General features: G+C 56.0%; 20 protein-coding genes and 1 other annotated feature. Of the genes, 6 read left to right on the top strand and 14 right to left on the bottom strand.

The annotated features are described in order from the left end of the window. Positions 1 to 88 precede the first annotated feature (88 nt). Together dnaJ and dnaK are read right to left on the bottom strand one after the other, a co-directional pair. On the bottom strand, positions 89 to 1,234 hold the full coding sequence (dnaJ, locus tag ACK13D_RS21030) for a molecular chaperone DnaJ (protein ID WP_010253699.1): 1,146 nt from the start codon (positions 1,232 to 1,234) through the stop codon (positions 89 to 91). A gap of 104 nt (positions 1,235 to 1,338) precedes the next feature. Next, positions 1,339 to 3,249, bottom strand: coding sequence for a molecular chaperone DnaK (gene dnaK, locus ACK13D_RS21035; RefSeq protein WP_052271120.1), 1,911 nt, complete (start codon positions 3,247 to 3,249; stop codon positions 1,339 to 1,341). A 302-nt stretch (positions 3,250 to 3,551) separates the two neighbouring features. Here dnaK and satP point away from each other — a divergent pair, with 302 nt between their 5' ends. Beyond that, positions 3,552 to 4,121, top strand: coding sequence for an acetate uptake transporter (satP, locus tag ACK13D_RS21040; RefSeq protein WP_061703623.1), 570 nt, complete (start codon positions 3,552 to 3,554; stop codon positions 4,119 to 4,121). Between the two features lie 51 nt (positions 4,122 to 4,172). Here the strand turns inward: satP and ACK13D_RS21045 are convergent, their stop codons facing one another. The 3 genes from ACK13D_RS21045 to tal all read right to left on the bottom strand — a co-directional run bounded on the left by ACK13D_RS21045 (position 4,173) and on the right by tal (position 7,254). Beyond that, a complete protein-coding gene (locus ACK13D_RS21045) occupies positions 4,173 to 5,480 on the bottom strand; it encodes an MFS transporter (protein WP_033770945.1) in 1,308 nt (435 codons plus the stop codon). Between the two features lie 106 nt (positions 5,481 to 5,586). Then, complete coding sequence (mog, locus tag ACK13D_RS21050) at positions 5,587 to 6,174, bottom strand: molybdopterin adenylyltransferase (protein ID WP_172608955.1); 588 nt, start codon at positions 6,172 to 6,174, stop codon at positions 5,587 to 5,589. A gap of 126 nt (positions 6,175 to 6,300) precedes the next feature. Continuing rightward, positions 6,301 to 7,254 (bottom strand): transaldolase, encoded by a 954-nt coding sequence (gene tal / locus ACK13D_RS21055; protein ID WP_010253690.1) that lies wholly within the window; start codon positions 7,252 to 7,254, stop codon positions 6,301 to 6,303. Positions 7,255 to 7,463: 209 nt separating this feature from the next. On the opposite strand from tal, the gene yaaA reads away from it, so the two are divergent. Continuing rightward, a complete protein-coding gene (gene yaaA, locus ACK13D_RS21060; RefSeq protein WP_010253688.1) occupies positions 7,464 to 8,237 on the top strand; it encodes a peroxide stress protein YaaA in 774 nt (257 codons plus the stop codon). A gap of 61 nt (positions 8,238 to 8,298) precedes the next feature. On the opposite strand, the gene thrC is transcribed toward yaaA, so the two are convergent. From thrC to ACK13D_RS21085, 5 genes are all read right to left on the bottom strand, one after another. Next, the gene (gene thrC / locus ACK13D_RS21065) at positions 8,299 to 9,582 is read right to left on the bottom strand and encodes a threonine synthase (protein ID WP_010671693.1); all 1,284 of its coding nucleotides are present in this window, start codon (positions 9,580 to 9,582) and stop codon (positions 8,299 to 8,301) included. A 3-nt stretch (positions 9,583 to 9,585) separates the two neighbouring features. After that, a complete protein-coding gene (gene thrB / locus ACK13D_RS21070; protein ID WP_010671694.1) occupies positions 9,586 to 10,515 on the bottom strand; it encodes a homoserine kinase in 930 nt (309 codons plus the stop codon). 2 nt (positions 10,516 to 10,517) lie between these two features. Further along, positions 10,518 to 12,980 (bottom strand): bifunctional aspartate kinase/homoserine dehydrogenase I, encoded by a 2,463-nt coding sequence (gene thrA, locus ACK13D_RS21075; protein ID WP_010671695.1) that lies wholly within the window; start codon positions 12,978 to 12,980, stop codon positions 10,518 to 10,520. 26 nt (positions 12,981 to 13,006) lie between these two features. Beyond that, positions 13,007 to 13,125, bottom strand: a sequence feature (Thr leader region). Continuing rightward, complete coding sequence (gene thrL / locus ACK13D_RS21080; RefSeq protein WP_122889305.1) at positions 13,064 to 13,132, bottom strand: thr operon leader peptide; 69 nt, start codon at positions 13,130 to 13,132, stop codon at positions 13,064 to 13,066. It overlaps the preceding feature by 62 nt. Positions 13,133 to 13,320: 188 nt before the next feature. After that, on the bottom strand, positions 13,321 to 14,025 hold the full coding sequence (locus ACK13D_RS21085) for a tRNA/rRNA methyltransferase (RefSeq protein WP_418797013.1): 705 nt from the start codon (positions 14,023 to 14,025) through the stop codon (positions 13,321 to 13,323). A 609-nt stretch (positions 14,026 to 14,634) separates the two neighbouring features. On the opposite strand from ACK13D_RS21085, the gene arcA reads away from it, so the two are divergent. Further along, on the top strand, positions 14,635 to 15,351 hold the full coding sequence (gene arcA / locus ACK13D_RS21090) for a two-component system response regulator ArcA (protein ID WP_010253677.1): 717 nt from the start codon (positions 14,635 to 14,637) through the stop codon (positions 15,349 to 15,351). A 71-nt stretch (positions 15,352 to 15,422) separates the two neighbouring features. On the opposite strand, the gene creA is transcribed toward arcA, so the two are convergent. After that, positions 15,423 to 15,896, bottom strand: a complete 474-nt coding sequence (gene creA, locus ACK13D_RS21095; protein ID WP_010253671.1) for a protein CreA — start codon at positions 15,894 to 15,896, stop codon at positions 15,423 to 15,425. Positions 15,897 to 16,090: 194 nt separating this feature from the next. Here creA and robA point away from each other — a divergent pair, with 194 nt between their 5' ends. Continuing rightward, positions 16,091 to 16,972, top strand: coding sequence for an MDR efflux pump AcrAB transcriptional activator RobA (gene robA / locus ACK13D_RS21100; RefSeq protein ID WP_010253667.1), 882 nt, complete (start codon positions 16,091 to 16,093; stop codon positions 16,970 to 16,972). A 40-nt stretch (positions 16,973 to 17,012) separates the two neighbouring features. Here the strand turns inward: robA and gpmB are convergent, their stop codons facing one another. Next, on the bottom strand, positions 17,013 to 17,660 hold the full coding sequence (gene gpmB / locus ACK13D_RS21105) for a 2,3-diphosphoglycerate-dependent phosphoglycerate mutase GpmB (RefSeq protein ID WP_010253664.1): 648 nt from the start codon (positions 17,658 to 17,660) through the stop codon (positions 17,013 to 17,015). Between the two features lie 206 nt (positions 17,661 to 17,866). Between gpmB and yjjX the strand changes: the two genes are divergently transcribed. Further along, complete coding sequence (gene yjjX / locus ACK13D_RS21110) at positions 17,867 to 18,385, top strand: inosine/xanthosine triphosphatase (RefSeq protein WP_010253660.1); 519 nt, start codon at positions 17,867 to 17,869, stop codon at positions 18,383 to 18,385. Here yjjX and trpR read toward each other — a convergent pair whose 3' ends face one another. Next, positions 18,386 to 18,703 carry a trp operon repressor gene (gene trpR / locus ACK13D_RS21115; RefSeq protein WP_191921848.1) on the bottom strand — a complete coding sequence of 106 codons (318 nt, stop codon included), beginning with the start codon at positions 18,701 to 18,703 and terminating at the stop codon, positions 18,386 to 18,388. A gap of 45 nt (positions 18,704 to 18,748) precedes the next feature. Beyond that, on the bottom strand, positions 18,749 to 20,668 hold the full coding sequence (gene sltY, locus ACK13D_RS21120) for a murein transglycosylase (RefSeq protein ID WP_418797015.1): 1,920 nt from the start codon (positions 20,666 to 20,668) through the stop codon (positions 18,749 to 18,751). A gap of 269 nt (positions 20,669 to 20,937) precedes the next feature. Here sltY and atzF point away from each other — a divergent pair, with 269 nt between their 5' ends. Then, positions 20,938 to 22,734, top strand: a complete 1,797-nt coding sequence (atzF, locus tag ACK13D_RS21125) for an allophanate hydrolase (protein ID WP_132499291.1) — start codon at positions 20,938 to 20,940, stop codon at positions 22,732 to 22,734. Position 22,735: the final 1 nt, after the last annotated feature.

Raw genomic sequence — 22,735 nt, forward strand, 5'->3', positions numbered from 1 at the left:
CAGCCCCTGCGCGGCACCAGACTGCGTTATCACCTGTCGCTTAACTGACTGGCATCAGAGCCGGGGCTCCGCTTTTTATCAGGCAGAATTAACGAGTCAGATCATCAAAGAATTTTTTCACGCCGTCGAAAAAACTCTTGGAGCGTGGGCTGTTATGCTCACCGCTCGGACCGCCAAAACTCTCTTCCAGTTCACGCAACAGCGCTTTCTGTTTCTCATTCAGGCTGACCGGTGTTTCCACCACGACACGACACAGCAGATCGCCGACCGCGCCGCCACGCACAGATTTCACACCACGTCCGCGCATGCGGAACAGCTTGCCGGTCTGAGTTTCTGACGGCACTTTCAGCTTCACGCGACCATCCAGGGTCGGTACTTCAATCTCACCGCCCAGCGCTGCCATCGCAAAGTTGATCGGCACTTCACAGTAAAGATTGTTCTCTTCACGCTCGAAGATCGGGTGTTTCTTCACCGAGACCTGAACGTAGAGATCGCCTGCTGGTGCGCCCTGCTCGCCCGCTTCGCCTTCGCCGCTCAGACGAATGCGATCGCCGGTGTCGACCCCTGCCGGGATTTTCACTGACAGCGTTTTCGACTTCTCAACGCGGCCATGACCATGACAGGCGTTGCACGGATCTTTAATCACCGAGCCGCGACCATGACAGGTCGGACAGGCCTGCTGAACGGTGAAGAAGCCCTGGCGCATCTGCACCTGGCCTGCACCGTGACAGGTTGAACAGGTTTGTGGCTGCGTTCCCGCTTTCGCGCCGCTGCCGTGGCAGACGTCACACTCTTCCAGCGTTGGAATGCGGATCTCTTTGGTCACGCCGCGTACCGCTTCTTCCAGCGACAGCTCCATGTTGTAGCGTAAATCGGCGCCACGGGATGCGCGCTGACGGCGTCCACCACCAAAGATGTCACCGAACACGTCGCCAAAGATATCGCTGAAGTCTGCGCCGCCGCCACCAAAGCCGCCGCCGCCGTATCCACCGCCACCCATACCGCCCTGTTCAAAGGCTGCATGACCATATTGATCGTAGGCCGCACGCTTCTGCGCATCGGTCAGGATTTCGTACGCTTCCTTGACCTCTTTGAATTTGGCTTCGGCTTCTTTGTCACCGGGATTACGGTCCGGGTGAAATTTCATTGCCAGGCGTTTGTAAGCCTTTTTGATTTCACGCTCGTCCGCGGATTTGGCGACGCCTAAAATCTCGTAGTAATCACTCTTCGCCATGTTTATTTAGCCCTTAACATGATCGCACGGGCGTGGAGAGATCTCCTACGCCCGTGCTGGTTTCAACGGCTGTCAGGCCAACCGTCGCGCCCGGTCAGGGGCAATTATTTCTTGTTGTCTTTCACTTCTTCGAATTCAGCATCGACAACGTCGTCATCTTTCTTCGCTGACGCGTCACCGGCATCCGCTGCACCCGCCTGAGACTGCTGTGCTGCTTCCATCAGTTTGCCGGACACTTCCATCAGCGCCTGCATTTTGGCGTCGATTTCCGCTTTGTCTTCGCCTCTCAGCGCAGTTTCCAGCGCGGCCAGAGCGGCTTCGATTGGCGCTTTGTCATCAGCTGACAGTTTTTCGCCCGCTTCTTCCAGCTGCTTACGCGTGCTGTGGGCAATCTGATCGCCCTGGTTACGCGTCTGTACCAGCTCTTCGAACTTGCGGTCAGATTCAGCGTTCGCTTCCGCATCACGCACCATTTTCTGGATCTCTTCATCGCTCAGACCTGAAGAGGCTTTGATGGTGATTTTCTGCTCTTTACCGCTGTTCTTATCTTTCGCCGACACGTGCAGGATACCATCCGCATCGATGTCGAAGGTCACTTCGATCTGCGGCAGACCGCGTGGCGCGTTCTGGATACCGTCGAGGTTGAACTGGCCCAGTGACTTGTTGTCATTGGCGCGCTTACGCTCACCCTGCAGCACGTGAATGGTCACGGCTGACTGGTTATCTTCAGCAGTCGAGAAGACCTGGCTGTGCTTGGTTGGGATGGTGGTGTTCTTGCTGATCAGCGAAGTCATCACGCCACCCATAGTTTCGATACCCAGTGACAGCGGGGTAACGTCCAGCAGCAGCACGTCTTTCACGTCGCCACCCAGTACACCACCCTGAACCGCAGCACCAACCGCGACCGCTTCGTCCGGGTTCACGTCTTTACGTGGCTCTTTACCGAAGAACTCAGTCACTTTGGCCTGAACCAGTGGCATACGAGTCTGACCACCCACCAGGATAACGTCGTTGATGTCTGAAACAGACAGTCCGGCATCCTGCAGCGCAACTTTCAGTGGCGCGATTGAGCGAGCAACCAGATCTTCAACCAGTGACTCCAGTTTAGAGCGGGTCACTTTGATGTTCAGGTGTTTAGGACCGGTCGCATCTGCCGTGATGTATGGCAGGTTAACGTCGGTCTGCTGTGCAGAAGAAAGTTCGATTTTCGCTTTCTCTGCCGCTTCTTTCAGACGCTGCATCGCCAGTGGATCGTTGTGCAGATCGATGCCCTGGTCTTTCTTGAATTCAGCAACCAGATAGTTAATCAGGCGGCTATCGAAGTCTTCACCACCCAGGTGGGTATCACCGTTGGTCGCCAGAACTTCAAAGGTTTTTTCGCCGTCAACTTCGTCAATCTCAATGATTGAGATATCGAAGGTACCGCCACCCAGGTCATAAACCGCGATGGTGCGGTTACCCTGGCCTTTATCCAGACCGTATGCCAGTGCAGCAGCAGTCGGTTCGTTAATGATACGTTTGACTTCCAGACCTGCGATACGGCCGGCGTCTTTGGTTGCCTGACGCTGCGCATCGTTGAAGTAAGCAGGTACGGTAATAACCGCTTCAGTCACTGGCTCACCGAGGTAATCTTCGGCGGTCTTTTTCATTTTCTTCAGCACTTCAGCAGAGATCTGCGGCGGTGCCATTCTCTGACCTTTCACTTCCAGCCATGCGTCGCCGTTGTCAGCGCCGGTGATTTTGTACGGCATGATTTTAATATCACGCTGTACTTCTTCGTCCTGGAAGCGACGACCGATCAGACGCTTAATTGCGAACAGGGTATTCTGCGGGTTGGTCACTGCCTGACGTTTAGCCGGTTGACCGACCAGAATTTCGCCATCCTGTGTATACGCAATAATTGAAGGCGTGGTGCGATCGCCCTCGGCATTTTCCAGCACGCGTGCTTTAGTGCCATCCATGATCGCAACACAAGAGTTGGTTGTACCCAGGTCAATACCAATAATCTTACCCATCTAAACATCTCCCACTTAAATTCGTTGCCAATTTGGGTTGTGAACCTTTTATGTGGGCGGGTTGTTTGCATTCAACTGCCAGCACATGCTTTTTTTCCAACGTTCACAACGCTCGATGACAAGTAAATGGGGCCGCTTCGATGCGCATCAAGGGCTAAACCAAAAAAAAATTTTTACCTTTGGCCCTGTCGGGATCAAAGAACGCTGCCACAACGCTGAATATGATGCGTCGCCTTGTTCCCCTCAGGGAGCAGGACGGAATCCGTTTATTACATCAACGATCATTTTACTGCCGAGGAACTATGGCAAATTCAACGCTGGCTAACCCTGCCCCGCTGGGATTAATGGGATTTGGCATGACGACCATTTTGCTGAACCTGCACAACACGGGCCTGTTTGCCATGGACGTGGCGATTTTAGCCATGGGCATTTTTTATGGGGGGATTGCGCAGGTGCTGGCCGGTCTGCTGGAGTTTAAAAAGAACAACACTTTCGGGCTGACCGCCTTTACCTCTTACGGCATGTTCTGGTTAAGCTTTGTGGCGATCCTGCTGTTACCTGAAATGGGACTGGCAAAAGTGCCAGACGAACGTTTCCTGGGGGCCTGGCTGACACTGTGGGGCATTTTCACGCTGTTTATGTTCGTCGGTACGCTGAAAGGTGCGCGGATGCTGCAGTTTGTTTTCGGCTCGCTCACGCTGCTGTTTCTGCTGCTGGCCGTGGCTCATCTTATGCACCTGTCGGCGCTGGTGGTCTCCGCGGGCTGGGTCGGGATACTCTGTGGTGCCAGCGCCTGCTATCTGGCGATGGGTGAAGTGCTGAACGAAACCTTTGGCCGCACCATTCTGCCGATTGGCGCGAAACCACTCTAAGCCTGCCTTTACGCATAAAAAAGACGCGGAGCCTGGCTCCGCGTCCCCGCATTACAAAGAGTTAATCCCCTGCTGCAGGCCAGGCTCGTGGCTGACATCACGCCGCAGCCAGATCCCCGTCAGCAATCCCACCAGCGCCAGCGCCATCACATACCAGCAGGGTGCCATCTCTGAGACGTTCATCAGCAGCGACACAAAGATGGGTGTCAGCCCGCCGAAGATCGCATAGGAGAGGTTGTAGGAAAATGAGAGTCCGGTAAAACGCACTTCTGCCGGAAAGGCGCGCACCATCACAAAGGGCACCACGCCGACGATACCGACGCTGAGACCCGCCACGCCATAAAGCAGGAAGAGCTGCTGTGGATAGAGGGCGGTCAGGTGATAAAACTGCCAGCTACAGATCGCCAGCAGCAGGCTGCCGACACACAGCGTACGACTGGCACCAAAGCGATCGGCCGCGAGTCCGGCAATAATGCAGCCAATGCAGAGCATCACGGTGGCGATGCTGTTGGCCTGCAGGGTCAGCGCAGGCGCGATGCCCTGCTGTTTTTGCAGCCAGACCGGCGACATCAGGATCACCACCACGATGCAGGCGGAGAGCAGCCAGGTCAGCAGCATAGAGATGACAATCGACTTTTTATGCTCTGCCAGCACGGTCTTCAGCGGCAGAGTTTCAGCCAGCGCTTTACGCTGCTGCATCTCGATAAACACTGGCGTCTCATGCAGCCAGCGACGCAGGTACATCGCGATCAGCCCGAACACGCCGCCGAGGAAGAACGGGATGCGCCAGCCGCCATCATGGATCGCCTGCTGCGACATTGAGGTATTGATCAGCGTGGCTACCAGCGACCCCAGTAAAATGCCGATAGTCAGCCCGGCCGTCAGCGTGCCGCAGGCGATGCCGATACGTTTATAGGGCACGTGTTCCGCGACAAACACCCAGGCGCCCGGCACTTCACCGCCAATCGCCGCGCCCTGTAACATCCGCATCAGCAGCATCAGCAGTGGCGCAGCAATACCAATCGTCTGCCAGGTGGGTAAAGCGCCCATCATCAGGGTCGGCAGCGCCATCAGCAGAATGCTCAGGCTGAACATCTTTTTGCGCCCGAGCTTATCGCCAAAATGCGCCATCACGATGCCGCCCAGCGGACGAGCCAGATAGCCTGCGGCAAAAATGGCAAACGTCTGCAGCTGACGCAGCCATTCCGGAATATCCGAAGGGAAAAAGAGTTCGCCAATCACGGTGGCGAAGAAGACGAAGATAATGAAGTCGTAGAATTCCAGCGCGCCGCCCAGCGCGGCCAGCGCCAGGGTCTTGTAATCCTTACCGGTCAGACGCTGAGTGTGAGTCGGATTCATAATATTCCAGAGGCAAAAGAGATAAGGTTGTAAAGATCTTATTACTATACCGTCAATCTTTTGCCACACCAGCAAGGCTATAGCTTATGCCTGAAATGGGGAATATTTAGTTATTTATCTCACGTATCGCGCTTTTAGGCCGAAATGCTGCTACTACGCCGGAATGCGTTTCGATGTAAGGCCCTTCCAGCAACTGTAAACAATAAGGTACAGATGCAAAGATGCCGTGAACTTTTACGTTGCCCTGCTCATCCTTCAGCCCTTCCAGCGTCTCTTTGATCGACTTCGGCTGACCAGGCAGATTGAGGATCAGCGACTGTTTGCGGATCACCCCGACCTGACGCGACAGAATCGCGGTCGGCACGAACTGCAGGCTAATCTGGCGCATCTGCTCACCAAAACCAGGCATTTCACGATCGGCAACGGCTAAGGTGGCATCGGGCGTGACATCACGTCGGGCCGGACCGGTGCCGCCAGTGGTTAACACCAGATGGCAAAAACGTTCATCGACCAGTTCGCAAATCGCCTGCTCAATCATCGGCTGCTCGTCGGGCACCAGTCGGGACTCAATCTCAAACGGGCTGCTGATTGCGCTGCCGAGCCAGCTCTCCAGCGCGGGAATACCCTGATCCTGATAAATGCCGTTCGCGGCGCGATCGGAGACCGAGATCAGGCCAATGCGTAATGTATTCATGATTAGCTTCGCTGTGATTTACCGCGGTGCGGTTGGAGTAAAAGGGGAATAGCCGAGAGGATAATATAAAGTGAAAGGGTCGGAAAAGGGAAAACCGTGGCAGCCTGCGCCGCCACGGTCAACAGATTACAGCAGTTCTGCCAGCATCTTCTCAAGTTTGCCCTGATCAACGGCAAAATTGCGGATACCTTCTGCCAGCTTCGCAACCGCCATCGGATCCTGGTTGTGCTGCCACAGGAACTCAGACTCGGTCATGCGCGCCGGACGCGCTTTCACTTCGCCGCTGTAGCTCAGTTTACGCTCCAGGGTGCCTTCGCTCTCCGCCAGCTCTTTCAGCAGCGCAGGAGAAATGGTCAGACGGTCACAGCCAGCCAGCTCGATAATTTCGCCGACGTTACGGAAGCTGGCGCCCATCACCACGGTTTCATAGCCGTGCTGCTTGTAGTAGTTGTAGATTTCAGAAACTGAAACCACGCCTGGATCTTCGTGCGCGGCATACTCTTTCTTGTCAGTATTGGCTTTGTACCAGTCGAGGATACGGCCAACAAACGGAGAGATCAGGAACACGCCCGCTTCAGCACAGGCACGCGCCTGAGCAAAGGAGAACAGCAGCGTCAGGTTACAGTTGATACCCTCTTTTTCCAGCTGCTCTGCAGCACGGATGCCCTGCCAGGTAGAGGCCAATTTGATCAGGATGCGGTCGTTGCTGATACCGGCATCATTGTAGAGTTTGATCAGGCTGCGGGCTTTGGCGATGCTGCCTTCAGTGTCGTAAGAGAGACGCGCATCCACTTCCGTCGAGATGCGGCCTGGGATCAGTTTGAGGATTTCCAGACCAATGTTCACGGCCAGCTTGTCAGAAACCAGCTGCAGCTGCTCTTCTTTGTTGCTGCTCTGATCACGCGCCCAGCCGATCGCTTCATCGATCAGTTTACGGTATTCAGGAATTTGCGCGGCGTTGAGAATCAGAGAAGGGTTGGTGGTGGCGTCTTGTGGCTGATACAGCTTCATGGCTGCAATATCACCGGTGTCGGCGACGACGGTGGTGAGCTGACGCAGGGAGGTAAGTTTGTCCGTCATGTTCTTTTCTCTTAGTTAACTGTCAGTGTGAAAAAAGGCTGTTGCGATAATATCACGCGGCAACGGTGGCGCAAGGTCAGGGAATGCCGTTTACGATAGCGCGAACAAATAGGTGTGATTCGTCATTCTTTGCGGCTTTTTTGGTACACTGCGAAGCCTGATAAGCAGCCAATGCCCTGTTAAACCAGGCATTAACCGAGGAAGCAACTATGTTGATGGTGATCTCTCCCGCCAAGACGCTGGATTATGAAAGCCCGCTGGCGACAACGCGTTTCACCCAGCCTGCGCTGTTAGAAAAGTCACAACAGCTGATTGAAATTGCGCGCGAGCTGTCACCCGCCAGCATCGCCTCGTTAATGGGCATCAGCGATAAACTGGCGCACCTCAATGCCGAGCGCTTTAACAGCTGGCAGCCCGATTTTTCCCCTAAGAATGCCCGTCAGGCTATCCTGGCGTTCAAAGGTGATGTCTACACCGGTTTACAGGCAGAGACCTTCAGCGATCAGGATTTCGATTTTGCTCAGCAGCACCTGCGTATGTTATCAGGCCTGTATGGCGTACTGCGTCCACTCGATTTAATGCAGCCTTACCGTCTGGAGATGGGCATTCGCCTGGCGAATCCGGCGGGCAAAGATCTCTACACCTTCTGGGGCGATCTCATCACTGAAACGCTGAATGCCGCACTGGCGGAACAGGGCGATGAGGTGCTGATCAACCTCGCCTCGGACGAATATTTCCGGGCCGTTAAGCCGAAGACGCTGCGGGCACAGATGATTAAGCCGGTGTTCCTCGACGAAAAGAATGGCAGTTACAAAGTGATTAGCTTCTATGCCAAAAAGGCGCGTGGATTAATGAGTCGCTATGTGATTCAGCAGCGCCTGACGAAGCCGGAACAGCTAAAGGCGTTTGATCTGGATGGCTATCGTTTTGATGCAGCCAGCAGCAGCGAGAGCGAGCTGGTCTTTAAGCGCGCAGAGCAGTAACACCCCGCGCCCTCTGCTTTCCACAAACAGGCTTCCCGCAACCGGGAAGCCTTTCACAGGTTTACTTCAGCAGAAACGCCCGCAGCGAGGCGAAATCACCCTTCATCTGATGCGACAGCAGCGGCAGGTCGGCGCGCTCCGCTAACTCCGGCGGCAGCGTCAGGGTCTGTTCAAGGATCGCTTCCACACTTTCGCGGAATTTCGCCGGATGCGCGGTTCCCAGGAACACACCATACTCCCCTTCCTGCAGCTGATCGCGCAACAGACGCCAGGCAATGGCGGCATGCGGCTCGGAAATGTAGCCCATCTCAGCCAGTTCACGCATGGCGGCGCGCGTGGTCTCATCCGAGACCGCACCACAGGCCAGATCGGTTAAGCGCCAGGTTTTACGGCGGAACAGCTCTTCCACACGCGGCCAGTTATTAGGCTGGCTGACATCCATGGCATTCGACAGCGTAGAGACCGTCTGGTTTGGCTGCCACTCGCCGTTGCCCAGGAAGCGCGGCACCGTGTCGTTGGCGTTGGTGGCGGCGATAAAGCGTTTGATCGGCAGGCCCAGCGATTTCGCCAGCAGACCGGCGGTCAAATCACCAAAGTTGCCGCTCGGCACTGACACCACCAGCTGATTACGTTTTTCCTGTGGCAGCTGCGCGACCGCTTCAAAGTAGTAGCAGATCTGCGCCAGCAGGCGGCTGATGTTGATGGAGTTAGCCGAGTTCAGGCCAATCGCGCGCTTCAGCTCTTCATCATCAAACGCCTGTTTCACCAGCGACTGGCAGGCATCAAAATCGCCGTCGATAGAGATGGTTTCGATGTTGCCGCCCAGGGTACAGAAGAGTTTCTCCTGCAGCGGACTGATTTTGCCCTGCGGATAGAGGATCACCACGCGCACGTTCTTCATGCCGTAAAAGGCGTGCGCCACGGCCGCGCCGGTATCACCGGAGGTGGCGGTGAGAATGGTGATCTGCTCATCTGAGCCTGAGACATACGACAGCATCTGCGCCATAAAACGGCCGCCGAAATCTTTAAACGCCAGCGTCGGGCCGTGGAACAGCTCCAGACAGGCGATATCTTCGCTGACGGCTTTCACCGGGGCCGGAAAAGCAAAAGCGGCTTTAACACGCTCATGCAACTGCTGGGCCGGAATCTCGTCACCAATGAAAGCCGAGAGAATTTTGCTGCTGCGGCTGACAAAATCCATCTCCAGCATCGCGTCGATGTCGGTCAGTTCAAACTCCGGCAGTTCCAGCGGAAAGAACAGACCCTGCTGCGAACCCAGACCCTGTTTCACCGCCTGGGCGAAGCTGACCTGCTCGTTGTGATCCTTAAGATTGTAGAGTTTCATGCGTTATCCCAATTGTCGTGCGCCAGCCGTGTCGAGACGGCAGATATGGACGAAGCCTTCATCATTCTGCAGATAGTGCTGGCTCAGCCAGTCAGCCATCCGCTGTGCCGTTTCCATCTGATTGCAAACGGCGAAAAGTGTCGGACCAGAGCCTGAGATACCGCACGCCAGTGCGCCAATATCTTTCGCGGCCTGCCGCGCCTCGGTGAAGCCTGGCAGCAGCCGGGTCCGGTAAGGTTCGGCAATCACATCCTGCATAAGTTTAGCTGCCAGCTGCGGCTGACGCGTATGGCAGGCGTGAATGAAGCCAGCCAGCAAGCGGCCATGCCTGATGCAGTCCTCTTTGCGGTACTGCGCCGGTAAAATGGCGCGCGCTTCTGCGGTTGAGACTTTAATGCCCGGATAGGCCATCACCCACAGCCAGTCATCAAAGCCCGGCACCGCCTGGCTGATAATGTCATTCTCCTGCAGCATCAGCTGAATGCCGCCGAGGAAGCAAGGGGCGACATTATCATAGTGCACGCTGCCGGAGATTCGCCCTTCCAGCTCACCCATCAGGGTCAGTAACGTGCTGTCGCTGAGAGGCTTGCCGCAAAACTCGTTCATCGCCATTAAACCGGCCACCACCGAGCAGGCGCTGGAACCCAGCCCGGAGCCGATGGGCATGTTCTTCTCCAGCGTCATCGCCACCGGGATCGCTTTGCCGATTTCCTGGCAGAAACGCTGCCAGCACTGGTAAACAATATTCTCTTTCGGATCGGCGGGCAGCTTACTGACAAAACGTCCGGCGTTGGTCAGTGAAAACTGCTCTGCCGCTTCCACGGAGACGCAGTCACCCAGCAGGGAGCCATCTACCGGCGAAACCGCCGCGCCCAGCACATCGAAGCCGACGCTGACGTTACCAATCGAGGCCGGTGCGTAAATTTTTACCATGATTAAACTCCCAACTTCCATGACAGTGTCCGCAGCAGGTCGGCAAAGACACCAGCCGCTGTGACATCATTTCCTGCACCGTATCCGCGCAGCACCAGCGGAATCGGTTGATAGTAGCGGCTGTAAAACGCCAGCGCATTCTCGCCGTTTTTCACCTTATAGAGTGGATCGTTGCCGTCAACGGCGTCGATCTTCACTTTGCAGATGCCGCCCTCTTCAATCACGCCAACATAGCGCAATACTTTGCCCTCATCCTGCGCCTGCGCAACCCGGGCGGCAAAAGCGTTATCCAGCTCAGGCAGACGCTGCATAAACTGCTCAATGTCCTGGATTTCGGTCAGGCTGGCGGGCAGCAGCGGCTCAATCTCAATGTCGCTCAGCTCCAGCTGATGACCCGCTTCACGGGCCAGGATCAGCAGCTTACGCGCCACATCGGTGCCGGAGAGGTCGTCACGCGGATCGGGCTCGGTAAAGCCCATCTCACGCGCCATCGTTGTCGCCTGCGACAGTGACATTCCGTCATCCAGCTGGCCGAAAATGTAGGACAGCGAGCCAGAGAGGATACCGGAGAAGCGCAGCAGCTCATCACCGGCGTTCATCAGGTTCTGCAGGTTTTCGATCACCGGCAGTCCGGCGCCGACGTTGGTATCATAAAGGAATTTACGCCGCGATTTGGCAGCGGCGGCGCGCATCTGCTGATAGTAATTCCAGGATGAGGTGTTGGCCTTTTTGTTTGGCGTCACCACATGGAAACCTTCGCTGAGAAAATCAGCATACTGATCGGCGACCGCCTGGCTGGAAGTACAATCCACAATCACCGGATTGAGCAGATGATACTCTTTTACCAGACGGGTCAGACGACCGAGATTGAACGGCTCTTTCGCTTCGCCTAATGCCGCCTGCCAGTTGCTTAAATCGATGCCGTGGACGTGGGTTAACAGCGCACGGGAGTTAGCGATGCCGCAGACGCGCAGGTCGATATGCTTTTTCTTCAGCCACGCCTGCTGGCGATGTAACTGATCCAGCAGCGCGCCGCCGACGCCGCCGACGCCGACCACAAACACTTCGATTACCTGATCGGTGGCGAACAGCATCTGATGCACCACGCGAACCCCGGTGATCACTTCATCATTGTTCACCACCACCGAGATTGAACGCTCGGAGGAACCCTGAGCAATCGCCACAATATTGATATTGGCGCGCGCCAGCGCCGAGAAGAATTTGGCTGAAATGCCGCGCAGCGTGCGCATGCCATCGCCCACCACTGAAATCACCGCCAGGTTTTCAATGATATCCAGCGGATCCAGCAGGCCATCTTTCAGCTCCAGGTAGAACTCCTCCTCCAGCACCTGACGCGCCCGCGCCAGCTCGCTCTGCGGCACGCAGAAACTGATGCTGTATTCGGAAGAGGATTGGGTGATCAACACCACCGAGATGCCGGTGCGCGACATCGCCGCAAAGACTCTGGCCGCCATCCCGACCATCCCTTTCATGCCAGGACCAGAGACGTTGACCATCGCCATATTATTCAGGTTGGTGATGCCTTTTACCGGGTTCTCATCCTGTTCGCCTTCTGCTCCAATCAGGGTGCCGGGTGCCTGCGGATTGGCCGTGTTTTTGATCAGGCAGGGGATCTGGAACTGGGCAATGGGCGCGATGGTGCGGGGATGCAGCACTTTGGCGCCGAAATAGGAGAGCTCCATCGCCTCCTGATAGGACATCGACTTCAGCAGGCGCGCATCCGGCACCTGACGCGGATCGCAGGTATAGACGCCATCCACATCAGTCCAGATTTCACAGCAGTCGGCGCGCAGACAGGCAGCCAGCACAGCGGCTGAATAGTCAGAACCGTTACGGCCCAGTACGACCAGCTCGCCTCGCTCGTTACCAGCCGTGAAGCCCGCCATCAGGATCATGTTCTGCGGCGGAATCTGACTCGCTTCAATGCGGCGGGTTGATTCGGCGATATCGACAGTAGATTCAAGGTAGTGGCCGACCGCCAGCAATTTCTCCACCGGATCGATCACACTGACCTCATGGCCGCGCGCCTGCAGCAGCGCTTCCATGATCGCAATCGAGAGTTTTTCACCGCGGCAGATAATCGCCGCGTTGACGCTGTCCGGGCACTGTCCCAGCAGGCTGATACCGTGCAGGACCTGCTTCAGCTGCGCAAACTCCAGGTCAACGCGGGTTTTCAGTCGATCGTACTCAAAGCCCGGCTGCGCGTCAGCCAGTCCCTGCAACAGCTCGCTGAAGATGCGTTCGGCGTCGCTGATATTCGGCAAAGCATCCTGACCACTGATGGTTTTTTCAATCATCGCCACCAGATGGTTAGTGATCTTTGCTGGCGCAGAGAGCACGGTTGCAACCTGTCCTTGTTGCGCATTACTTTCCAGAATGTCAGCGACGCGAAGAAACCGCTCCGCATTCGCTACCGAGGTCCCGCCGAATTTCAGCACTCGCATAATATAAACTCTCCTGAATTTAAGCCGAAAAAAAAGCCCGCACTGTTTAGGTGCGGGCTTATTTTCTGTTTTTCCTGTATGCGTCAGCCCGCACCGTTACCTGTGGTAATGGTGGTGGTAATAATTGTGGTGTTCAGGCTGGTTTTACGCATTTAGATTTATTTTCTGTCTGTTTTTGTCTGTCCGTCTTGCTTCCAGAAGTAAAGCAAAGCGCACATTAAGTCAACCCGATTTGTCCGGCGGACAGATTTCCACCACTGCGCACAGCCACCGGTGAAAGCGTAAAACGCTGTTCGATCGGTTGCGATGCAGAAATTCCCTGCGATCTGTTGCTGTAAAATCAGCTTTTTGCCGAGGATTTATCTGTGATTTTTTTTTCAATATCGTGCAGCAGACGATGCAGCATCGCACTGTCGCGCTGTTCCAGCAGCCCCACCCGCTGATCGATCCAGTCTGACAGCTTCTCATCATCACTGACCTCCAGTTGCGCCAGCAGCTGATGGAAACGCTGACGCAGCGCCTGCAACTGCTGCCCATCCGCCGCAGAGGCTTTTGATGCCTCAACCTGATTCAGCTTCGACAGCTGATAGCAGTAGACCATCACCGCCTGTCCGAGATTGAGTGAAGGATAGTCATTCGCCATCGGGATGCCGGTCAGCAGGTCTACAAGCTCCAGCTCCTCGTTGGTCAGCCCGCTATCTTCGCGGCCAAACACCAGCGCCATACTGTTTACCCACTGGCGTTTCTCCAGCAGTTGCGTTTCAACCTGCTCCGGTGTGGCGTAATAACGAAACTTTGCCCGGCTGCGCGCGGTGGTCGCGACCGAAAAATCGATGTCCGCTAACGCGTCGGCCAGCGTTGCAAAGGTCTGAACGTTGTCGAGAATTTCGCCGGCACCATGTGCCACCCGGCGCGCGGCGGGATCCTGCCAGGCGTCACTGGCAACGATGCGCAGCTGACTGAATCCCATGGTTTTCATGGCACGCGCCGCAGCGCCGATATTTTCTGGCCGCGCGGGCGAGACGAGAATCAGGGGAAAAAGCATATTTATTCCATTGGTCCATTAACATAACGCCATATTAACATGGCTGTTAATGATTCAGTCGCCAGAAGGTAATAAGAAAATCGTGTGTTAACCATGTTAAAACTGGTTAAAAGTGATGGCTTGAATCTTTTTATCCCTGAAACGAGCTTTATTAAAGAAATCATTATTAAACCATTTAACTTCAACGAGATAGAATGTGATTTCCGGCGGGTTTTATTTTGGCCCGACTGCGTAAAAAATGTAACGAAAATGATGCTTTTTGTGAGCTAAACAGGCAATCTGCGAGAAGTTTTTCACAAAAGTGTTAACGTGCTACAATTGCATTTGATATAAGTCAACGAAGCGTTGTTTTTATGCTTATCGGTTGTAGTTGGTGCTGTTAGGTTGCTGTTAATACAGTTAGGATATGCGCCATTATCATTAACGCCCGGGGCATGCAATTTTCATCCTGACTGGCTGAGCTAATACTGTTGTTGACGTTGATAGATGGCTTATCAAAATATGATTTCGTACAACGGTTCAGCGCGGCCCGCCGCTCTCGATGATGGAGAACGCCATACCGCTGTACGCCCTGTTTTCAATTTGTTGGCAAATTTTAGGTAGCTAAACATGCAGACCCCGCACATTCTTATCGTTGAAGACGAACTGGTCACGCGTAATACCCTCAAGAGTATTTTTGAGGCGGAAGGTTATGTGGTGTATGAGGCGACTGATGGTGCTGAAATGCATCAGGTGCTGACCGACAATGACGTTAACCTGGTCATCATGGACATCAACCTGCCCGGTAAAAACGGCCTGTTGCTGGCCCGTGAACTGCGTGAGCAGGCCAATGTCGCCCTGATGTTCCTGACCGGCCGTGACAACGAAGTCGATAAAATTCTTGGTCTGGAAATTGGCGCTGACGACTACATCACCAAACCGTTTAATCCGCGTGAGCTGACTATTCGTGCCCGCAACCTGCTGTCGCGCACCATGAATCTGGCCATGCCAGGCGAAGAGCGTCGTCAGGTAGAGAGCTACAAGTTCAACGGTTGGGAGCTGGATATCAACAGCCGCTCACTGATCAACCCGAACGGCGAGCACTACAAACTGCCACGCAGTGAGTTCCGCGCCATGCTGCACTTCTGCGAAAACCCGGGTAAAATTCAGACCCGTGCCGATCTGCTGAAAAAAATGACCGGCCGCGACCTCAAGCCACACGATCGCACTGTCGATGTCACCATCCGTCGTATTCGTAAGCATTTCGAATCAACGCCGGACACGCCAGAGATCATCGCCACCATTCATGGTGAAGGTTATCGCTTCTGCGGCGACCTGCAGGATTAAGCCACTTTCAGACGCGGCAAATAAAAAACGCCCCTGCGGGCGTTTTTTTTGTCCTTAGTGTGACGGCATAATCAGTGCCACGGCATAATCGGCACGGCGCTGATCGCATTTTTCGGTGAGCCATCAACCACTTTATCGGAATAGGTCAGATAGACCAGGGCGTTGCGCTTTTTGTCGAAGAAGCGTACAACCTGCAGCTTCTTGAAGATCAATGAGGTGCGCTGGCGGAATACCACTTCACCCTCTGCTTTGCCCTGCGCGATTTTATCACTCAGTTCGACCGGACCCACCTGCTGACAGGAAATCGCGGCATCAGAGGTATCTTCTGCCAGACCCAGTCCACCTTTAATACCCCCGGTTTTCGCCCGGCTGATATAACAGGTTACATTTTTAACGTCCGGATCATCGAAAGCCTCAACGACAATCTTGTGGTCAGGCCCGAATATCTTGAATACCGTATCAACAGAGCCAATCTGTTCCGCAAACAGCGGGCTGGAAAAGGTCAGCGTGGTCAGCGCAGCGATCATAAGTCGGAATATTGTCATGGAGTTACCATTGCAAATGGAATAGATGAGAATGTAATGTACTGTTAATCGAGTTAATGACCAAACCAAAACGGGTTGAAGCCCGTACTGATTTAGCACAACCTTCCCCGGAAAACGGCCCACGTCTTTTGAGCAATGAGTGCTAATATTCTTCGAATGCGTTTAGCTGCACCACCAGAGTATGAGGATGTTTTATGGACCAAGCCGGTATCATTCGCGATTTGCTTGTCTGGCTGGAGAGCCATCTGGATCAACCCCTTTCACTGGACAATGTTGCCCAGAAAGCCGGTTACTCTAAATGGCATTTACAGAGGATGTTTAAAGACGTAACCGGACACGCAATAGGTGCCTATATTCGTGCGCGTCGTCTGTCTAAAGCCGCCGTGGCGCTGCGCCTGACCAGCCGCCCGATTCTGGACATCGCACTGCAGTATCGTTTTGATTCACAACAGACTTTTACTCGCGCATTCAAAAAACAGTTTGCTCAGACACCAGCGTGGTATCGCCGCTCTTCCGACTGGAACTCATTCGGTATTCGTCCCCCTATTCGGCTGGACGATGAGACGCAGCCGGAACCGGCATACGTCACCCTGCCGGAGACGGTGCTGGTAGGACAAACCCAGAACTACACCTGTATTCTGGAGCAGATTTCCAGCTACCGCGACGAGATGCGTATGCACTTCTGGAAGCAGTTCCTGCTGGAAACCGATACGGTGCCGCCGGTACTGTATGGCCTGCATCAGGTGCGCGCCAGCCAGGACAAAGATGATGAGCAGGAGATTCTCTACACCACGGCGGTGCCTGCTGACAGCGCGGTCAACCTGCACTCCGGGCAGAACGTGATTCTGGAAGCGGGCGACTACGTGCAGTTCACCTATACCGGCCCGCGCGTCAATCTGCAGGAGTTTATCCTGCTGCTCTATGGTACCTGCATGCCGACGCTGGGGCTGACCCGCCGTCAGGGACAGGACATCGAACGCTTTTACACCGATGGCGGTAAAAAACGCGCTGAGCCACCGACCGAGATCCGTTGCGAATATCTGATTCCCATTCGCCGCCAGACCGTAGCCAGCTGACGTTAAGGCTGCCGTCATCGCGACGGCAGCCTTAAGTAGATCAGCGTTGAAGCTCGTCGAGTGCAGGCGCATCCAGATGGGAGATATCCCCCGCCGTCTCGACAATCCAGCCTTCTGCCAGCCAGGCGCTCTGCTGATAATCAACACGCGAGAGTGAGCAGTTACGCAGACGCAGACGACGTTCCGCATAGGCGGGCAGACCGAGAATCGTGCTGACCAGCGCCCCCAGCGCCATACCGTGACTGACGAGCAGTGGACGGCTTCCGGCAGGAAGATCAAGACAGGCATTCAGCGCGGCGTGCATGCGCGTCGCCATCTCAGTCATCGACTCCCCTTCAGGAATACGGCCCCCTTCGGTGCCGTTGACCAGCGTGGCGCGCCACTGCTCTTCTTCCGCGGTTAAGCCATCCAGCGGACGCTTCTCCAGCACCCCCATATTCAGCTCACGCAACCGCGGATCAAGCGTGACTGAGCAACCGCAGGCATCCGCAATAATCTCCGCGGTGCGGCGCGTACGCCCCAGATCGCTGGCAATAATGTGCGTAATGCCCAGATGTTTCACGCGCTCACCCACCTGCCAGGCTTGCTGCTCACCTTTTTCCGTCAGCGGACTGTCGGACTGACCCTGAATGCGACGCTCCGCATTCCATACCGTTTCACCGTGACGAACAAGATAGACCTGTAGCATGTTAGTTTCCGTTATACTGCGACAAAAATCGCTTTAGAGCTTACCCCATCAGGCGTCATTGTTGCAGTCAGTCTGCACACGGAGAGCGCGAAACAACCGGCGCGTACGGAAAGTACGTGAGGATTGTGAGCACTGCCCGGGTTCAGAATGACAAATCAAACAGCCCGATAGGCCAGGCGCTTAATCACCTGAGGGTTCAACCAATTATGTACCATGTTGTCGCAGCCACCACCAATCCAGCGAAAATTCATGCGATTGCTCAGGCATTCAACGACGTTTTCGGCGAGGGATCCTGCCATATTGAAGGGGTCGAGGTCGATAGCGGCGTAGCAGCACAACCGTTAACCCATCTCGAAACGCGAACTGGCGCACGTCAGCGCGTGATGAATGCCCGGCAGGTCCGGCCAGAAGCGGCGTTCTGGGTAGCGATTGAGGCGGGCATTGAAGATGACAGCGCGTTTGCCTGGATGGTGGTAGAAAATCAGAAGCAGCGCGGCGAATCGCGCTCGGCCAGTTTCACCCTGCCGCCGGTGGTGCTGGCGGGTCTGCGTGAAGGGCGGGAGCTGGGCGAAGAGATGGCGCGGTTAACCGGCATCGAAAATATCAAACACCAGGGTGGCGCTATCGGGGCGTTCACAAACGGCCTGCTCAGCCGCTCCAGTGTCTATCATCAGGCACTGATTCTGGCGCTCTGCCCGTTCATCCATCCGCTTTACCAGCAGTGATCAGGCGCGTCCCAGACGCGCTTCCAGCCAGCGTTTCAGCGCCGGCGGCGCCTCTTTCAGGCTGTTCGAGCCACGGGTAATGGTCGCAATGCCAACGCCGAGCTCATTTTTCAGTTCGCGCTGGCTCATCTCGCCGTTCATTAACTCTTCGATAATCCGCAGACGGGTGCCGAACGCTTCCCGTTCGTCGGGCGTCATCATCAGTTGCATCAGTGGCAGCGCATGACCATCAGCAAAGGCCTGCTGCATCAGCACGACAAAGCGTTGCCAGCTATCTTGTGCCGGATGCGCATCGGTGGGGGAATCAGAATGGGTCATGAAGAGGCTTCCGTACTCGCTAAAGAGTACGGAAGCTTAGCACAGCTAGTAACGGCGATTCCACTCAGCATCTGACAGGATCTTGTCAGGCTTGCCCATGAAGTGACGATAGTAAGCGTCGTACGCCAGCACATTCTTCACATAGCCACGCGTTTCAGAGAACGGGATGGTCTCGATAAACGCGACGGCATCAAGATTGCCTGCACTGGTTTTCTGCCAGCTTCGCACCCGGCCCGGCCCGGCATTGTAGGCCGCCGAGGCGAAGATCCGGTTCTGATTGAACTGCTGATAGACATATTCCAGATACTGGGTGCCGATCTGAATATTGGTTTCCGGATCGAGCAGCTGGCTGGTGTTGCTGTAGCCAGGGATGTTGTACATCTTCACAGTATGCGCCGCCGTGGCAGGCATAATCTGCATCAGACCGCTGGCGCCGACCGGTGAACGCGCTTTCGGATTCCAGGCGCTTTCCTGACGCGAAATCGCCATCGCATAGCTCGGTGGGATCTGCTTCACCTTGGTGTTGCGCTCATAGACGCTCTGCCACGCCAGCGGGAAACGCTCTTTCAGGCTGTCCCACATTTTGGCAGTGATGGTCGCCTGCACGCTGAGATCCCACCAGTCCTGCTCATTGGCGTAGCGCGCCAGCATCTGCTGCTGCGTGTGCGTGCGGCTGCCGATGAGATTGCTCCACTCACTGCGCGCCAGGTTATCCAGACCCCAGTACATCAGCTCGCGAACGCGGGCCAGCTCCGGTCCCTGCACCGTGGCACTGTCAGGCTTCGGCGCTTCATCCACCTGCAACGGGTAGTCAACGCCCAGCCGCTGCGCGGCCACCATTGGATAGAAGCCACGCGCCTGCATCAGTTTGCGCAGGATCTCTTCCGCTTCCTCTTTGCGATCTTTCTCAAACAGCAGATCGGCCTGCCAGTACTGCCATTCATCTTTCTCTTTGGCTTCCAGCGGCAGACGAGCGATCCAGGTGTTAAGGCCGCGTCGGTCATGCTGAGAGAGTGCCAGTCGTACCCGGCGTTCTACCAGCGCGGTAGACTCGCTGTTCATCACCACCGCATCGCGCCAGCGTGCCTGCTCAGAGGTGAGATCGCTGCCCATCATGCGCCAGACCACAATCTCCTTCAGCGCCTGCTCATCCTCCGGTCCCATCTTCTGCGCCCGGACCAGGATCGGAATCAGGCTGCGGGCATTTTCCATGTCCTGCCGCGCCACACGCGTAAAGGCGTAAATCGTCGCCTGGCGGGTAAAGTCGGTTGGCCCGACGGCGCTGGCGAAGGTGCTGACCGTTAACGGGTCCTGCTGCAGGGCCTGTATCGCGTCAGACATGGTCTGATAGTCAGTTGGCAACGTTTTCGCCAGATAGCTCACCAGGCTGTCGTTGCCTGCTTTCATCGCCAGCCGGATACGCTCCAGGATCGTAATTGGCGAAATCTGACCGGACGCCTGCCAGACCGAAAAGAGCTTATCGCAGTCCGCGGGCAGCGCCGTGCCACGCAGCCAGATCTGCTTCGCGCCGTCAAACGCGGCCTGCTGCTGACCGGTGGCCCATTTGGCGTAATACCAGTTACAGCGTGCCTGCACCGGCTTAGGTTCGGTCGGACTGAAGTTCAGCACACCCTGCCAGTCCTGTCGGTAAGCCAGCACATTAATAAAGCGGGTGCTGAGCGAACGCGCGGGTGGCAACGTAGGATACTGGCGAATAAAGTTCTGTACCGCCAGGGTGGTCTCCTGATCGAGATCCTGTGCCAGCAGGCGATATTGCAGATAAGGATAGAGCGGATAATCCTGTAGCGTGGGCAACAGCTGATCCACGGTGGCCATCTGATTGCTGTCCCAGGCCTGTTTAATTTGTTGATAACGTTGCCGTTGTTGATCAAGCGAATCGGCCCATGCGCTGCTGGCCGTGCCGGCCATGCAGATCCCTATTATCCAGTTACGCCACTTCACCACGTAAATCTCCTCTGTTGCTGGGGCCGGCGAGTTGCCAGACAGTCTTCATGCTAACCAGGCCACCGGACTCTTGCCATGTTCTTCACAAAATTTACGCACACGAAAGGTAAACGCACCGTCATCGCTCAGCGTGCGCGCCGTAATTGTGCAAATTATCATCAGAAAATCTTATCACTGCACGCATTAAACTGTTGAATCATTGCGTTAAAAAAGTGGCACAGCCTTTGCTCTGTTGAATTCCATCTTGTATACCAGCTGGAATTCTTCGTATGACTTCAACCTTTGGCCTGACGCTTCACGCCTGGCAGCAGCGCTATCAGCAGGCGCCGCAACAGATTACTTCGCTGCTGAGCGCCCACCTGGCGGCTCTCGACACGCACGATAATGCCTGGATCTATCTGGCGACACCGGAGCAGTTAGCGGCTCAGATTGAGCCACTGCTGGCGCACTATCAGCGCGATCCCGGATCGCTGCCGCTGTTTGGTGTTCCCTTCGCCGTCAAAGACAACATTGATGTGGCGGGCTGGCCGACCAGCGCCGCCTGCCCCGCCTTTACCTATACCGCCAGCGAAGACGCGGTAGCGGTCGCCCGCCTGAAAGCCGCCGGCGCGATAGTCATCGGCAAAACCAACCTCGATCAGTTCGCTACCGGCCTGGTGGGCACCCGCTCCCCGTTTGGCGCGGTCAGTAACACCTTTGATGCCGATTACGTCAGTGGCGGCTCCAGCTCCGGCTCCGCGTCGGTGCTGGCGCGCGGGCTGGTCGCCTTTTCACTGGGCACCGATACTGCGGGATCGGGCCGCGTTCCGGCGGGCTTTAACAATATTGTCGGACTGAAGCCGACCAAGGGCTGGTTCTCTGCACGCGGCGTGGTGCCCGCCTGCCGCCTCAACGACACGATTTCCGTGTTTGCGTTGACGGCAGAAGATGCCTTTAGCGTCGCCAGCGTCATGGGTGGCTATGATGCCGGTGACGCCTATTCGCGCATTAATCCGCGCACCGCCCCGGCCAGCCTGCCCGTCCATCCCCATTTTGCGGTACCTTTGAACCCGGAGTTTTTTGATGATGCCGCCGCCGAAGCCGCCTGGGACCAGGCGCTGGAGGCGTTGCAGGCGGGTGGCGTGACGCTACACCCTATCGACTTCACCCCGTTCAGGAAGCTGGCTGAACAGCTTTACTACGGTGCCTGGGTCGCCGAACGCACGGCGGCGGTGGGCGGGATGCTCGATCGCCCGGCGGAGATGGACCCGGTGGTACACGAGATTATCGCCAGTGGCCTGAAATACAGCGCAGTCGATGCCTATAAGGCGGAGTATCTGCGGGCCGAACTGACGCGTCAGATTCAGCAGACGCTGGCACAGTTTGACGCGCTGGTGGTGCCGACCTCGCCCACGATTCATACCCTGGAGGAGATGAAGCAGGAGCCGATTCACTTCAACTCGCAGTTCGGCACCTATACCAACTTTACCAACCTTGCCGACCTCGCCGCGCTGGCGCTGCCCGCACCGTTTCGCAATGACGATCTCCCGGCAGGCATCACGCTGATTGCGCCCGCCTGGCACGATCGGGCGCTGGCTGAGTTTGGCATTCGCTGGCAGCAGCAGCTTGCTCTGCCGCTGGGCGCGACCGGCCAGCCCTGCCCTGCCTGGCGCACCAGCCTGCCCGCCTCCGCCGACCATGTCCGGCTGGCGGTAGTGGGCGCGCATCTCACCGGAATGCCGCTAAATTTCCAGCTCACCGATCGCCATGCCGTCTGGGTGGAAGAGACGAAAACCGCGCCACACTATCGCCTGTTTGCCCTGCTGGAGGGCGCGATCAAAAAACCCGGCCTGATGCGTGACGAACAGGGCGCCGCTATCACCGTAGAGCTGTGGGATATCCCGCTGGCGCGCTTTGGTGAGTTTGTAGCGGAGATTCCCGCACCGCTGGGCATCGGCAGCCTGACGCTGGCGGATGGGCGGGTGGTGAAAGGCTTTATCTGCGAAGGCGCGGCGCTGAACAACGCGCTGGAGATTACTGAGACGGGCGGCTGGCGCAACTGGCTGGCATCACAGGGGAGTCACTGAT

The organism is Pantoea sp. K16, assembly GCF_048452805.1.
Lineage (GTDB): Bacteria > Pseudomonadota > Gammaproteobacteria > Enterobacterales > Enterobacteriaceae > Pantoea > Pantoea agglomerans.